A 14006-nucleotide genomic window follows, 5' to 3' on the forward strand; every position below is an offset into this window, starting at 1 on the left:
GGCAGGTCGTCGGTGCCGCGCAGGCCGGCGCTCGTCCGGGTGCGGGTCTGGTGCAGGAAGCCGGGGTGCGGGGCGCCGACCGTGGGCCCCGGCGGTGGTCGTGGCCGCGGGACGCTCGGATTCCAGGCGTCCCGCGGCCTCCCGCAGCTGACGGTCGACGGCACGGTCCCTGGCATGCCCCACCAGGGACGGAAGAGTGATCAGTGCGAAGAGGGCGATCACGAACAGGTACTCCAGGAATGCGTTCATGTCCTCCACTGTCGTCCTCGGGCGGCAAAGAGGTCAGTGGCAGGACTGTCATGAACCATCGAATTACTGCCACACTGGGCCCATGCTGAAAAACGTGGCCGCCGTTCTCCTGGAGGGCGTGCACCCCTTCGAACTCGGCGTGATCAGCGAGGTGTTCGGCCTCGACCGCAGCGAGGACGGCATGCCCGTCTACGACTTCGCCGTGGTCTCCGCCGCGGGCCCCACGCTGCACACGCACGCCGGGTTCAGCATCACCACACAGCACGGCCTGGAGCGGCTGGAGGACGCGGATCTCGTCGCCGTCCCCACCGGCGGCGACTATCCGACCCGGGGCTACCCGGAGGAGCTGCTGGACGCGCTGCGCCGCGCGGTCGACCGGGGCGCCCGGGTGATCAGCGTCTGCACGGGCGCCTTCGTCCTCGGCGCCGCCGGACTGCTGGACGGCCGCCGCTGCACCACCCACTGGCGTCACACCGGCATCCTGGCCGAGCGCCATCCGCTGGCCGTCGTCGATCCCGATGTGCTGTACGTCGACGAGGGTTCGGTCATCACCTCGGCCGGCACCGCCGCGGCGATCGACGCCTGCCTCCATGTGGTGCGCCAGGAGCACGGTCCGGAGGTCGCCAACCACATCGCCCGGCGGATGGTGGTGCCGCCGCATCGCGACGGCGGCCAGGCGCAGTACATCGAACGCCCGCTGCCGCGGACCCGGTGCGACACGGTCGGCGACGTCCTCGCCTGGATGGAACGGCATCTGGATCGCGAGATGACCGTGGAACAGCTCGCGGAGCGTGCCCACATGTCACCGCGGACCTTCGCCCGCCGCTTCCAGCAGGAGACCGGGACCACGCCCTACCGCTGGCTGCTGCGACAGCGGGTGCTGCTGTCGCAGGAGTTGCTGGAGTCGACGGACGACACGGTGGACACCATCGCGGGACGGTCGGGGTTCGGCAACGCGGCGGCGCTGCGCCACCACTTCCTGCGCACCCTCGGCACCACGCCGAACGCCTACCGCCGCACGTTCCGCGGCCCGGTGCGGACCGTCGCCTGAGGGCTCAGTCGTTGGGCACGACCGGGTAGCGCGGCGTGCCCTCGGCCATCTGCCGCAGCGCGTCCTTGCGCTCCCGCTTGGAGAGCCGGTCGATGTAGAGGTAGCCGTACAGGTGGTCCGTCTCGTGCTGGAGGCAGCGCGCGAAGTAGCCGGTGCCGCGTACCTTGATCGGGTTGCCCTGGGCGTCCTGGCCGCGCACCACGGCGTAGTCCGGGCGGGCCAGCGAGGCGTAGGCGGTCGGGACGGAGAGGCAGCCCTCGTTGGCGTCGTCGAGGACGCGCAGCCCCGGAGGCAGCTCCTCCAGGACCGGGTTGCAGACCACACCGACGTGCCGCACACCGTCGTCGTCGGGGCAGTCGTAGACGAAGACCTTCTGGTCCACGCCGATCTGGTTGGCGGCCAGGCCGACGCCCTCGGCGGTGCGCTGGCTCGCGAACATGTCGTCGATCAGCGAGGCGAGCTTGTCGTCGAAGGCGGTGACGTCCTTGCACTCCGTGTGGAGGACGGGGTTGCCGACCACCGTGATCGGGCGCGAGGTGCCCCGCTCGCGATGCGCGAGCTCACGTGCCTCGCAGTCCTCCGTGTCCACGACGAAACCATCGTTGACCTGCTGGTCCGTCTCCTGCTGCGACGCCATGTCAGCCGTACGCCTTCCTCAGTACCCGATGTGAGCCCGGTGGCCGGTCACTCTGTGTCCGTACAGCCTACGGGCAGGCGTCAGCAGACTTCCTCGAGATCCCGCCACTCACGGGTGTCCGGGCTGTCCGCGACCCATCCGTCGAGCAGTCCGCGCACCAGGCCGGCGGGGGCGGCGATGCCGCACTCGCGCTCCGGCGACCACAGATCGCCGGCCGTGCGATGGCCGAGCGGGCCGGGATGGCCGGGCTCGCTGTGGTCGTGCGGGTCGAGGTGCTCGCCCTCGCCCTCGGCGCTCGGCATCCGGCTCTCGGAGCAGGCCCGGCACAGCAGTCGTACCGACGAGGACCAGTCCTCGGCGGCGAATCCGGCGTCGGACGCCAGCTGCTCCAGGGCGTCCCGGTCGGCCTCGGTGGCCGCCTCCAGCAGCACCACCCAGGTGGGCACGGGAGAGGGCGCCCAGAGCTCGATCTCGTCGAAGACGGGGTAGGACGGGCCCGCGGACGTGGTCCGCTCGCCGTTCGGCACACCGTCGTGCAGGACGACCTCGCCCCAGCGGCGGCCGGAGGAGGGCAGCGGGATCGACAGCACCTCTATCCGGGCCGGGTCGAGCCTGCGGCCCCACACCACTTCGGCCTCGCCCTCGGGCGACAGCCGTACGGCGGCGCTGCCGAGGTCCATGCCGACCGGTTCGCCGTTCGCCGCGGCCGCGCCGGTGACACCGGCCCGGGTGGGGCTGCCGGGCACCTTCAGCCCGTACGCCTGCCAGGCGCGGCGGGCGAGCGGCCAGTCCTGGAGGGCGGTGGCCGCGATGCCGACGTTCCACCAGTCGGGGGCCCCGGTCTCCTTGTCCAGCAGGGCGACCGCTCGCAGACCGGCGGCCCTGGCCTGCTCCCAGTCGTGCCGGAACTTGTGCAGCAGGGCGAGATTGAACCAGGACTCGGAGAGCCAGGGCTCAAGGTCCGCCGCTCGTGTCAGCAGAGCGCCCGCGTCCTCGTACCGGCCGTCGCCGATCAGCGTGAACGCGCGGTCGGTGGCCTGCCGCCACGAGGCGGAGGGCCGATGCCGTACCTTCCCGAAGATCCTCACGATTCCCGCCTGCCGGTCGCTCGGGTCACTGCCCCCGCACGCTGCTTGTGTGTCCTCTTTTGCATCCAACCATGCCCGGTCGGAGGCTGGCTCATTACCCATGGGTTACCCAGGTGGGGCGGGGGCCAGACCGCCTCGCGCCAGGACTCTGGCAAGTGATTCGACCACCTCCGGCTGATAGTCCTGTCCGGTGCCGAGGCGGAGCCGTTCGAGTGCCCCGAGCGCCCCGCCCGCAGAGCGTCCGCTTCCCCCGGTCAGATCGTCGTATGCGTTGACGGCACGGACAATCCGGGCGGGCAGCGGCTGTTCGCGGTACGGGTCGGCCTGGCGCTCCACGACGACGGCGACGGCGGACGGGACTCCGGTCTGGCGGACGACGGCTCCGCCGAGCAGCGCTATACGGCGCTGTTCGGGCACGGGCAGGAGGGTCGTGGCCCCGTCCGGCACGGGATCCACGAGGGAGAGCTGGCCGATGTCGTGCATCAGCGCCGCGTACTCCAGAACGGTCAGATCGCCGCCGGTGAGACCCAGCTCCCGCCCGACGGCGGTGGAGAGAAAGGCGACGCGGTGGGCATGGCCCGGCCGGGTGTATCCGGCGATCTCGGTCGCCCGCGCGAGTGAGGCGATGGTCTGCCGGTAGGTCGTCCGGACGGCCGCGTAGCGCCGGAAGGAGAGCTGGGTGAGCAGGAGGGGCACACAGAAGACGGGCAGCGCCCACAGCCCCGCGACGGCTACGGCGAGCGCCATGACGGCACCGGTGGCGCAGACGGCGGACCCTATGCCGAGGATCGCCCGCAGCTCGTCGCGCAGCAGCGGGCCGTACGGGAAGCCGGAGCGGGCGCGCAGCATGGCGGCGGCGAGCACGGCGTCGCACAGGGCCGTCAGGAGCAGCAGCACGAGCAGGAAGAGCGCGTAGTACGGGCCGTGACCGAGCCGGCGCTCCAGTTCGCCCGAGTTGTAGAGCGGCTGGAAACAGACGGCGGCGAAGCCGACGGTGAGCACCCGGCGGGCGACATGGTCCAGCGCGGGTCCATGTCCGCGCGCCACATGGAGGACGGCCCCCACGAGCGCGGCCGCCACGACGACGGCGACCACCTGGAGGACGCCGTGGCTGGTGTTCCTGCCCGCGCTCTCCCCGAGCAGGGCGTACGCGAGCGCCCCGGCGGCCCCGATGGGCGCGGGTTCCCGCTCCCCCGGCCCCGCACCCCAGCGGGCGAGTTCGCCGACGACGATGAGCGCGCCGAAGGCCAGGGCGTGGCCGGGCTGCGCCAGACCGTCCCAGAAGGTCCACGCCAGGCCGGCGCAGGTCAGCGCGGCGGCAGCGCCGTGGACGACGCCGACGGCGCCGGTCCCCGGCTTCACACGCCGCCGCCGGGGGTGCGGTTGCCACGGCGGCGGGCGGGGACGACGGCCGGCTGCGGTGGCACGCCTGCCCGCGGGGCCCGTGCGCCCGGCGGACCGGGCTCGTCCGAGGTGACGGCCGTCTCCCAGCCGTGCCGCTCCAGCGCGCGGACCAGAGCGCGCACCATCCGAGGGTCGAACTGCGTGCCCGCGCACCGCCGCAGTTCCTCCAGCGCCGCCGGCACGGGCCGGGCCCGCCGGTAGGAACGGGTCGAGGTCATCGCGTCGAAGGCGTCGGCCACGGCGACGACGCGGGCGAACTCGGGAATCTCCCGGCCGGCGAGCCCGTAGGGATACCCGCTGCCGTCGAGCCGTTCGTGGTGGTGCAGGATCGCGGCCCGCGCCTCGCCGAGGAACCCGATGCCGCGCACCATCTCGTGGCCGTACTCCGGGTGCAGTTCGATGACCCGGCGCTCGTCGGGGGTGAGGGGACCGTCCTTGCGCAGCACCCGGGTGGGCACGCCCAGCTTGCCCACGTCGTGGAGGATCCCGGCGAACCGGAGCACCTCCAGGCGCTCCTCGTCCATGTCGAGTTCGCGCGCGATGAGGGCCGAGGCCCTTCCCACCCGCTCGCTGTGCCCGCGGGTGTACTTGTCCTTCAGGTCGACGGCCTGCACGAGGGCGCGGATGGTGGCCTGGTGGGCCGCGCGCTCACGGTGGTACTGCGCGAAGATCCAGCAGGAGATGTACATCGGCAGCAGCACGAAGAGAGCGGACAGCGGGCCGTACGGACTCGCCCACAGCACCGCCATCATCAGCCCGGCCAGCCCGTGCACCAGATGCGGCACGAGGGAGCACAGCGCAGGGCCGCGCCACGCGGTGCGCAGGGGCAGCCGCTCCGCGGTCGCGAGGATGCCGCCGTCGAGAGCGGTGACGGCGAGGCAGAAGGCGAGCGCGCCGCCGGCCGCTGTCACGAGAGCCTGCGGGAAGTCGGGGGCGCGCAGGACGTGTTCGCCGCCGAGCAGCAGATAGACCTGGGCGGCGGTCCAGGTGGCGAGGGTCAGCTGGGCGGCCCGCCAGAGACGCCGCACGCCCGCGGGCCGCCGGTCGACCCGTCCCAGCAGGGCGCCGGGCACGGCGACCAGCGCGGCCTGGGCCGGGGGCAGCAGGAACGCGGCGGCGAGCAGCACCGGGAAGAAGGAGCCGGCCGCGACGGGCACCGAGCTGCCGAGGTAGCGGCAGCGGGCGGGCAGTTCGCAGACGGCGTAGAGCCCGGCGAGCAGGCCGACGGCCCTCCAGCCGCCCGCCGCCTCCTGCCGCAGCGCGGGCAGGACACAGGCCACGGCACAGAGCAGGGCGGCCACAATGTACGCACGTGCCGATGCCGGTACGGACCTCACTGCTCCGCCCCCTCCCAAATCGAGCGCCAGGCTAGCGAGTTGGAGAGGACACGGCGGGGCGTTGGCCACCTTTCGCACAGACGGGTGACAGGGCGGCGCGACGACACGGGCACGGAAGGGCGGCACGGACGCGTGCGGCACCCGCCATTGAAAACCGACGCGTGAGGGGCACCCGCCCACGAAAAAGGTGCGCCACGCGTCTCGTGGCGCACCTTCCGGCTGCTGCTGCGGCGTCCTGGGCTACTCCTGGGCGAGACCCGGCAGCTCGCTGCCCGCGATCGTCACGTCCTGCTCGGGGACCGCCTGTCCCGAACGGATGAGATCGATGCGGCCCATGACCTTGGCGCGCAGGTCCGTGGGCACGTCGTCATGCCCGCAGCAGCGCTTGACCAGCTTCTTCACGGCCTGCTCGAGACCGTACTTCTCCAGGCACGGGGAGCACTCCTCGAAGTGGACCTCGAACTTGGTGCAGTCGCTGTCGGGCATCTCTCGGTCGAGAAACTCGTAGAGATGGTCCAGGACCTCTGAGCAGTCCGTCTCGTGCGGCTCTCCGCAGCTCATGAGCCCGAGCCTTTCGCTTCGTTCGACTCCCCCGCACCGGCCGGGACGAGTCCGCGCTCACGTGCGTAGTCCTCGAGCATGCCGCGCAGTTGGCGACGGCCCCGGTGCAGGCGGGACATCACCGTCCCGATGGGTGTTCCCATGATGTCCGCGATCTCCTTGTACGCAAAGCCCTCGACGTCTGCGAGATAGACCGCGATACGGAACTCCTCGGGAATGGCCTGCAGCGCGGCCTTCACGTCCGAGTCGGGGAGGTGGTCGAGAGCCTGCGACTCCGCGGAGCGCAGTCCCGTCGACATGTGCGACTCGGCGCGCGCCAGCTGCCAGTCCTCGATCTCCTCGGCGGCACTGCGCTGGGGCTCGCGCTGCTTCTTCCGGTACGAGTTGATGAAGGTGTTCGTGAGAATCCGGTACATCCACGCCTTGAGGTTGGTTCCCTCACGGAACTGGTGGAAGGACCCGTACGCCTTGGCATACGTCTCCTGCACGAGATCCTCGGCATCGGCCGGATTGCGCGTCATGCGCAGGGCGGCGGAGTACATCTGGTCGAGGAAGCCGAGGGCGTCACGCTCGAAACGGGCGTTGCGCTCCGCGGACGTCTCTTCCGGCTGTGCCGCCTGGCCGTCGTCGGTCCCTGCGTCGGTCCCAGTGACCGGACCCACCTCCTCCAACGCTGTGGCGAGGCCGAATGCGGACCCGCTCGAATCGGAGAATAGTCGACCTTCGGTCGCCGGCTCCTGCCGATCCATTCCGCCCGCCGCCCGAACGGGGGCGCTCTTGCCTGCCGAGAGCACGGTCCACTCCAGGTCAGCGGCGTGCCTGCGGCTCGGGCAGATGGTCGAACCCATGCGACGGACTCCCTACTCCATGCTCCGGTACTGACGTACAGACATCCCGCACAACAGAGCCGGACCCCCGGTCATTCCCGCAGTCGCCCCAGCCAGGCGCGCACCGCGTCCGTGATGGTTGTCACGGTCTCCTCCTCGGCGATTTTGGCGCTCTTGGCGACGGCGAAGCCATGATCCGCCTGCTCCACCTCGACCAGTTCGTACGCGCCGTCCGGGAATTCACGGGGCCTGCCGAAGGGGTCGTTGCCGCCCTGGACGACGAGCGTCGGCACCCCGGCGCCGAGGAGTTCCGCGGCCCGCGACTTCTCCGGTCTGCCGGGCGGGTGCAGCGGAAAGCTGAGGGCAAGGACCGCGACCGCCCCGAGCTCCCGTGCGGTCCGGCAGGCGACCCGCGCCCCTGCGCTGCGCCCGCCGGCGACGACCGGCAGGCCGGGCGCGGCGAGGGCCGGCCACAGGGCCCGCCAGCCGATGTCGAGGGTCTTGGGCGCGGGTGCGAGCTTCTTCCCCGCCACCCGCCAGGGCTGCTCCACCAGGGCGACGGTGACCCCGTCGGCGGGCAGCGCGGCGGCGATCCCCTGGAGGTCGCGGGCACCGATGCCGCCGCCGGCCCCGTGGCCGAGGGCCAGCACGGTCGTGGCGTCCTGTGCCGCGTACCAGGTGACACGGGCGTCCCCGGCCGGGGTTTCGACGATCTCGTTGTTCTTCACGCAGCCATCTTGGGCCGCGGGGGGTCAGAACAGCGTGCTCTCCTGCGGCGCCGCGAGTTCTTCCAGCAGTTCCGGTCCGTTGTTGCGCACATTGCTGACGGCCGTCGTCACCGGGTACGCCCGCATCAGGCCCTCCGGCGGCGGCTGGAGCAGCGCCTTCAGCTCGTCCACATCCGTCCGGGACGGGTCCAGCCAGGCGTCCCACCGGTCCGGCGTGAGCATCAGGGGCATCCGGGGGTGGATGTCGGACAGCGAGCGCGGTCCTTCGGCGGGTGCGACGCCGAGCGGTCCCGTCTCTGCCTCCGTGGTGATCACCGAGCAGGTCACCCACCACGCCTGGGGGTGGTCGTCGGGCAGAGTGCTGTCCCGCCAGAACTCGTACAGACCGGCCATGGCGAACACCGAGCCGTCGGCGGGGGCGACGAAGTACGGCTGCTTCTTCGGCCGCTTCTTCCTGCCCTCCTCCTCCAGCCGGCGCTCCTCGGCCGCGGTCACCCACTCGTAATAGCCGTCGGCCGGCAGGATGCAGCGGCGCGAGACGAAGGGCCTGCGGAACGACGGCTTCTCGTGCACGGTCTCCGCCCGGGCGTTGATCATCCGGGCCCCGCCCTCGGGCGTCTTCGCCCAGGACGGCACGAGCCCCCACTTCAGCGTGCGGAGCTGGCGAACCGGGCGGGGGTCCTCCGCGTCTTTGAGGGGGCGTTCGAGAATCGCGTAGACCTCTTTGGTCGGGGCGACGTTGAAATCGGGAGCCAGCGTCTCCTTCGGCTCCCACTTCTCGACCTCGAAGAGTCCGGTGAGGTCCTCGGGCCTACGACTGGCTGCATACCGTCCGCACATAAGTGCCAGACTGCCACTCCCGACCGCCGCCCGAGGAGCCCGCCCCAGAAATGGTCAGCACCGAATCCGTTTCCCCGCTCAGCAGTGCGTCCATAGGTGATCTCTGGGACCGCGTCTTCGGGTCCCAGCCGGCACCGGACCGGTGGCTGGTCATCGGCGCCGCGGTCCTCGCCCTCGCCGTCGTGCTCCCGCATCCCGTCTGGCGCGTCTCCCGCAACGCCGTGACGATCGCCCACGAGGGCGGCCACGGCCTCGTCGCCCTGCTCACCGGCCGCAAGCTGGACGGCATCCGGCTGCACTCGGACACCAGCGGTCTGACGGTGAGCCGCGGCAAGCCGACCGGCCTCGGCATGATCCTCACCGCGGCGGCCGGCTACACCGCGCCTCCCCTGCTGGGCCTCGGCGGCGCCTGGCTGCTGGCCGCGCACCACATCACCCTGCTGTTGTGGGTGTCCACGGCGCTGCTGCTGGCCATGCTGGTGATGATCCGCAACGTCTACGGAGCCGTCACCGTCATCCTCACGGGCGCCGCTTTTCTGCTCGTCTCCTGGCTCACCGAGCCGGAGGTGCAGGCCGCCTTCGCCTACGCGGCCGTCTGGTTCCTGCTGCTCGGCGGCGTACGGCCGGCCTTCGAGCTCCAGTCCAAGCGCCGGCACGGCGGGGCACCGGACTCGGACGCCGATCAGCTCGCCCGGCTGACCCATGTGCCGCCCGCCCTGTGGCTGTTCCTCTTCCACGCGGTCTCGCTGTGTTCACTGATCGGCGGCGGTCGGTGGCTGCTGGGCCTGTGAGCACATGGCGAACACTCGCCGAAGCCCTTTACCACTGATCGATTACGCCCCGGTTTCGCCGTATTTGATCAAGATCGGGGTTCGTGCGGAGCCATTAAAGTGAAGGCCATGACCGAAGCCTCCGTGCACCCTGCCCTCTGGCCCGCCCCGTTCGCGACCGGAGCCGTCGAAGCGACGGTGACCGTGCCCGGTTCCAAATCGGTCACCAACCGCGCTCTCGTGCTGGCCGCTCTCGCCGCCGAGCCGGGCTGGCTGCGCCGCCCGCTGCGTTCGCGCGACAGCCTGCTGATGGCCGACGCCCTGCGCGCCCTCGGTGTCGGCATCGAGGAAACGGTGTCCTCCAGCTCCACCGTCACCGGCGCCCACGACAGCGAGGGCGAGGCCTGGCGCGTGATCCCCGCGGGTCTGCACGGCCCGGCCACCGTCGACGTCGGGAACGCCGGCACGGTGATGCGCTTCCTTCCGCCCGTCGCCTCGCTCGCGTCCGGCCCGATCCGCTTCGACGGCGACCCCCGTTCCTACGAGCGCCCGCTGAACGGCGTGATCGACGCCCTGCGCGTGCTCGGCGCCCGTATCGACGACGACGGCCGCGGCGCGCTCCCGATGACCGTGCACGGCGGCGGCGCACTGGACGGCGGCTCCGTCGAGATCGACGCCTCCTCGTCCTCGCAGTTCGTCTCGGCGCTGCTGCTCTCCGCCCCGCGCTTCAACCAGGGCGTGGAGGTGCGGCACATCGGCGCCCGTCTGCCGTCGATGCCGCACATCCGGATGACCGTCGACATGCTGCGTGCGGTCGGCGCTCAGGTCGACGAGCCGGAGACGGGTGGCGAGCCCAATGTGTGGCGGGTCTCCCCCTCCGCCCTGCTGGGCCGTGACCTCACCGTCGAGCCCGATCTGTCGAACGCTCAGCCGTTCCTGGCGGCCGCGCTCATCACCGGCGGCCGGGTGACCGTTCCGGACTGGCCCGAGCGCACCACCCAGCCCGGCGACGCGCTGCGCGAGATCTTCACCGAGATGGGCGGTTCCTGCGAGCTGACCGACGCCGGTCTCACCCTGACCGGCACGGGCCGCGTCCATGGCATCGACGTGGACCTCGGCGAGGTCGGCGAGCTGACCCCGGGCATCGCGGCCGTCGCGGCTCTCGCGGACTCCCCCTCCACACTGCGCGGGGTGGCGCATCTGCGCCTCCACGAGACGGACCGCCTGGCCGCTCTCACCAAGGAGATCAACGAACTCGGCGGCGACGTCACCGAGACGGAGGACGGACTGCACATCCGCCCCCGTCCGCTGCACGGCGGGGTGTTCCACACCTACGACGACCACCGGATGGCGACGGCCGGATCGATCATCGGTCTCGCCGTCGAGGGCGTGCAGATCGAGAACGTGGCCACCACCGCGAAGACCTTGCCCGACTTCCCGCGGATGTGGGCCGGAATGCTCGGGGCCTGAGGACATGCGGCGCTACGGCAAGAACCCCGACGAGGACGACATCCGCGTCCGCCCGAACCGCAAGGGCAACCGGCCGCGGACCAACATCCGCCCCAAGCACGAGGACGCCGTCGAGGGCATGGTCCTCACCGTCGACCGCGGGCGGCTCACCTGCCTCGTCGAGGACCGGATCGTCCACGCCATGAAGGCCCGGGAGCTGGGCCGCAAGGCCGCTGTCGTGGGCGACCGGGTCGGCATCGTCGGCGATCTGTCCGGGGACAAGGACACGTTGGCGCGCATCGTGCGGATCGAGAAGCGGAAGTCCGTCCTGCGGCGTACGGCCGACGACGACGATCCCTACGAGCGCGTGGTCGTGGCCAACGCCGACCAACTGGCCATCGTGACCGCGCTCGCCGACCCCGAACCGCGCCCGCGTCTGATCGACCGCTGCCTGGTCGCCGCCTACGACGGCGGGCTCACCCCGCTCCTGGTCCTCACCAAGTCCGACCTGGCGTCGCCGGACGAGCTGCTGGAGATGTACGGGGCGCTCGGTGTCCCCCATGTGGTCACCACCCGCGACGAGTTCGTCGACGGCGTCGCCGCGGAGCGCGTGCACGAACACCTCTCCGGCCGCACCACCGCGTTCGTCGGCCACTCCGGCGTGGGCAAGACGACGCTGGTCAACGCCCTGGTGCCGAAGGAGCGCCGACGGAGCACCGGCCTGGTCAACGCGGTCACGGGCCGCGGCCGGCACACCACCACCTCGGCTCTCGCCCTCCCGCTCAACGACAAGGAGGGCGGCTGGGTGATCGACACTCCCGGCGTGCGGTCGTTCGGTCTGCACCATGTCGACCCGTCCCGCGTGATCCTCGCCTTCCCGGATCTCGTACCGGGGACGGAGGGCTGTCCGCGGGCGTGCAGCCACGACGAGCCGGACTGCGCGCTGGACGAGTGGGTCGCCGAGGGCCACGCGGACCCGGCCAGGCTGTACTCCCTGCGGCGGCTGCTCGCCACCCGGGAGCGACGCGAGGGCGACTGACCGGCGCACGTTTGCCGCCTGTCGGTCCTGGTAAGGGCATAATCGCAGCACGTCCTACCGAGCAGTCACCGAGCGTTGCGGAGGCACAGACCATGGCGTGGCTGCTGGTAGTGGTCGCCGGGATCCTGGAGACGGGCTTCGCGGTGTGTCTCAAGCTGTCGCACGGATTCACCCGGCTCTGGCCGACGATCGCGTTCGCCTGCTTCGCACTGGGCAGCTTCGGTCTGCTGACCCTGGCCCTGCGGAAACTGGACGTCGGTCCGGCGTACGCGGTGTGGACGGGCATCGGAGCGGCCGGGACCGCGATCTACGGCATGGTCTTCCTGGGCGACGTGGTCTCGACTCTGAAGATCGTCTCGATCACGCTGGTGATCGTCGGTGTTGTCGGTCTCCAGCTGTCGGGGTCGGGACACTGAGCCCGGCCACGGCCGTACGGACCAGCTGCCCCACGCCTTCACCGGCGGGCGCGACGACATAGGAGAACGCGAGCCGCACCGTCAGTTCGCAGCGCTGCGCGAGCGCGGCCGACTCCTCCGCCGTCCACCCCTGGGGCCTCGCGGATTCCAGCGCGGCCCGCGATCTGTCCCGTACCTCCGTCACCACGTCCGAGGGGGCCGGCAGTCCGGCGTCCGCGCGGCGCTGGGCGGGGACTCCGGCCGCGGGCGCATCACGACGGGCGGGCCGGGGAACGGGCAGATGCTCGCCCCAGCAGCCCGTCAGCAGCGCACGCAGCAACGGTCTCGACCGCGCCTCACCGACCGTCCACTCGGCCACGGCGGCCAGCCGGTCCACGGGAGCCGTCCGCTCGGCCAGCAGTTGGTCCACGCCGTACAGAAAGGTGTCGGTCTCCCGCCGTACCAGGGCGCGGGCCAGCCCGTCCTTGCTGCCGAATTCGTTGTAGAGGGTCTGCCGCGAGACCCCCGCGGCGGAGGCGACATCCACCATCCGCACCCCCGACCACGGCAGCTCGGCAAGCGCGGCGAGCGCGGCATTCAGCAGGGACTCTCGCGCTGTAGGCATCATCGCCTCCCAGACCGGGCGGCGCCCCGACCGGGCGCCCACCGTGCGGTACGGCACTGCGCTCAGAGTTGACGCGCCTCCACGCACTGTCAAGAGCCGGGGCGAGCGGGTGCTCCCGGGAGGCCGGATGAGCCCCGATAGAGTGACGACCATGCCCGACTACCACGACGATCTGCGCCTCGCCCATGTCCTCGCCGACGCCGCCGACGCCGCGACCATGGACCGGTTCAAGGCCCTCGACCTCAAGGTCGAGACCAAGCCGGACATGACGCCGGTGACCGAGGCCGACAAAGCGGCGGAGGAACTGATCCGCGGGCAGCTGAAGAGAGCGCGACCGCGTGACGCGATCCTCGGCGAGGAGTACGGCATCGAGGGCACGGGCCCGCGCCGCTGGGTCATCGACCCCATTGACGGGACCAAGAACTACGTACGCGGCGTCCCGGTCTGGGCGACGCTGATCTCCCTCATGGTCCAGGGCGAGGGCGGCTTCCAGCCGGTCGTCGGCGTGGTCTCGGCCCCCGCGCTCGGCCGCCGCTGGTGGGCCGCGCAGGGGGGTGGCGCCTACACCGGGCGCAGCCTGAGCCAGGCCACCAGGCTCCAGGTCAGCCGGGTCGGCAGCATTTCGGACGCGTCCTTCGCGTACTCCTCGCTCAGCGGCTGGGAGGAGCAGGGGCGGCTGGACGGCTTCATGGATCTGACCCGCGCGTGCTGGCGAACCCGCGGCTACGGCGACTTCTGGCCGTACATGATGGTCGCCGAGGGTTCGGTGGACATCTGCGCGGAGCCCGAGCTGTCGCTGTGGGACATGGCCGCCACCGCGATCGTCGTCCAGGAGGCCGGCGGATCCTTCACCGGCCTGGACGGACGCCGCGGCCCGCACAGCGGGAACGCGGCCGCGTCCAACGGCCTGCTCCACGAGGAACTGCTCGGTTACCTCAATCAGCGCTACTGACGGTCACCGTCAGCCGCGACCGAGCGGCAGCGGCTCTGCCGGGCAGCCCCCGCC

The 14006-nt window shown here is 71.6% G+C and carries 16 protein-coding genes; 6 read left to right on the forward strand and 10 right to left on the reverse strand.

Annotation, left to right across the window (positions count from 1 at the left end; genetic code table 11):
* The coding region (locus ABTX78_RS33170; protein WP_352210493.1) for a hypothetical protein at positions 1–249 on the reverse strand (249 nt) is incomplete at its 3' end.
* Positions 250–331: 82 nt separating this feature from the next.
* Between ABTX78_RS33170 and ABTX78_RS33175 the strand changes: the two genes are divergently transcribed.
* Entirely contained in the window at positions 332–1300 is a 969-nt protein-coding gene (locus ABTX78_RS33175; protein ID WP_352210494.1) for a GlxA family transcriptional regulator, read from the forward strand.
* Positions 1301–1304: 4 nt separating this feature from the next.
* Here the strand turns inward: ABTX78_RS33175 and def are convergent, their stop codons facing one another.
* The 8 genes from def to ABTX78_RS33215 all read right to left on the reverse strand — a co-directional run bounded on the left by def (position 1305) and on the right by ABTX78_RS33215 (position 8722).
* The gene (gene def, locus ABTX78_RS33180) at positions 1305–1937 is read right to left on the reverse strand and encodes a peptide deformylase (protein WP_352210495.1); all 633 of its coding nucleotides are present in this window, start codon (positions 1935–1937) and stop codon (positions 1305–1307) included.
* 80 nt (positions 1938–2017) lie between these two features.
* Complete coding sequence (locus ABTX78_RS33185) at positions 2018–3025, reverse strand: tetratricopeptide repeat protein (protein WP_352210496.1); 1008 nt, start codon at positions 3023–3025, stop codon at positions 2018–2020.
* Positions 3026–3130: 105 nt separating this feature from the next.
* Positions 3131–4387: an HD-GYP domain-containing protein gene (locus tag ABTX78_RS33190; RefSeq protein ID WP_352210497.1), complete on the reverse strand. Its 1257-nt coding sequence runs from the start codon at positions 4385–4387 to the stop codon at positions 3131–3133.
* Positions 4384–5766 carry an HD domain-containing phosphohydrolase gene (locus ABTX78_RS33195; protein WP_352210498.1) on the reverse strand — a complete coding sequence of 461 codons (1383 nt, stop codon included), beginning with the start codon at positions 5764–5766 and terminating at the stop codon, positions 4384–4386. The genes ABTX78_RS33190 and ABTX78_RS33195 overlap by 4 nt, the downstream gene beginning before the upstream one ends.
* Before the next feature lie 240 nt (positions 5767–6006).
* Complete coding sequence (gene rsrA / locus ABTX78_RS33200; protein ID WP_352210499.1) at positions 6007–6327, reverse strand: mycothiol system anti-sigma-R factor; 321 nt, start codon at positions 6325–6327, stop codon at positions 6007–6009.
* Entirely contained in the window at positions 6324–6989 is a 666-nt protein-coding gene (locus ABTX78_RS33205; RefSeq protein WP_352210500.1) for a sigma-70 family RNA polymerase sigma factor, read from the reverse strand. Before ABTX78_RS33205 ends, rsrA begins: the two co-directional genes overlap by 4 nt.
* A 257-nt stretch (positions 6990–7246) precedes the next feature.
* Entirely contained in the window at positions 7247–7882 is a 636-nt protein-coding gene (locus ABTX78_RS33210) for an alpha/beta hydrolase family protein (protein ID WP_352210501.1), read from the reverse strand.
* Positions 7883–7906: 24 nt separating this feature from the next.
* Positions 7907–8722: an SOS response-associated peptidase gene (locus ABTX78_RS33215; protein WP_352210502.1), complete on the reverse strand. Its 816-nt coding sequence runs from the start codon at positions 8720–8722 to the stop codon at positions 7907–7909.
* Positions 8723–8772: 50 nt separating this feature from the next.
* On the opposite strand from ABTX78_RS33215, the gene ABTX78_RS33220 reads away from it, so the two are divergent.
* From ABTX78_RS33220 to ABTX78_RS33235, 4 genes are all read left to right on the forward strand, one after another.
* On the forward strand, positions 8773–9513 hold the full coding sequence (locus tag ABTX78_RS33220; protein WP_352210503.1) for a M50 family metallopeptidase: 741 nt from the start codon (positions 8773–8775) through the stop codon (positions 9511–9513).
* A gap of 108 nt (positions 9514–9621) precedes the next feature.
* A complete protein-coding gene (gene aroA, locus ABTX78_RS33225; protein WP_352210504.1) occupies positions 9622–10962 on the forward strand; it encodes a 3-phosphoshikimate 1-carboxyvinyltransferase in 1341 nt (446 codons plus the stop codon).
* A gap of 4 nt (positions 10963–10966) precedes the next feature.
* Positions 10967–11980 carry a ribosome small subunit-dependent GTPase A gene (rsgA, locus tag ABTX78_RS33230; protein ID WP_313944218.1) on the forward strand — a complete coding sequence of 338 codons (1014 nt, stop codon included), beginning with the start codon at positions 10967–10969 and terminating at the stop codon, positions 11978–11980.
* A 92-nt stretch (positions 11981–12072) separates the two neighbouring features.
* A complete protein-coding gene (locus ABTX78_RS33235) occupies positions 12073–12396 on the forward strand; it encodes a DMT family transporter (protein ID WP_352210505.1) in 324 nt (107 codons plus the stop codon).
* Here the strand turns inward: ABTX78_RS33235 and ABTX78_RS33240 are convergent.
* Positions 12341–13000: a TetR/AcrR family transcriptional regulator gene (locus ABTX78_RS33240; RefSeq protein ID WP_352210506.1), complete on the reverse strand. Its 660-nt coding sequence runs from the start codon at positions 12998–13000 to the stop codon at positions 12341–12343. The genes ABTX78_RS33235 and ABTX78_RS33240 overlap by 56 nt on opposite strands.
* 151 nt (positions 13001–13151) lie before the next feature.
* Between ABTX78_RS33240 and hisN the strand changes: the two genes are divergently transcribed.
* Positions 13152–13952, forward strand: a complete 801-nt coding sequence (gene hisN, locus ABTX78_RS33245) for a histidinol-phosphatase (protein WP_352210534.1) — start codon at positions 13152–13154, stop codon at positions 13950–13952.
* Positions 13953–14006 lie beyond the last annotated feature (54 nt).

The organism is Streptomyces sp. NPDC096193 (assembly GCF_040302905.1).
Classification (GTDB): Bacteria; Actinomycetota; Actinomycetes; order Streptomycetales; family Streptomycetaceae; genus Streptomyces.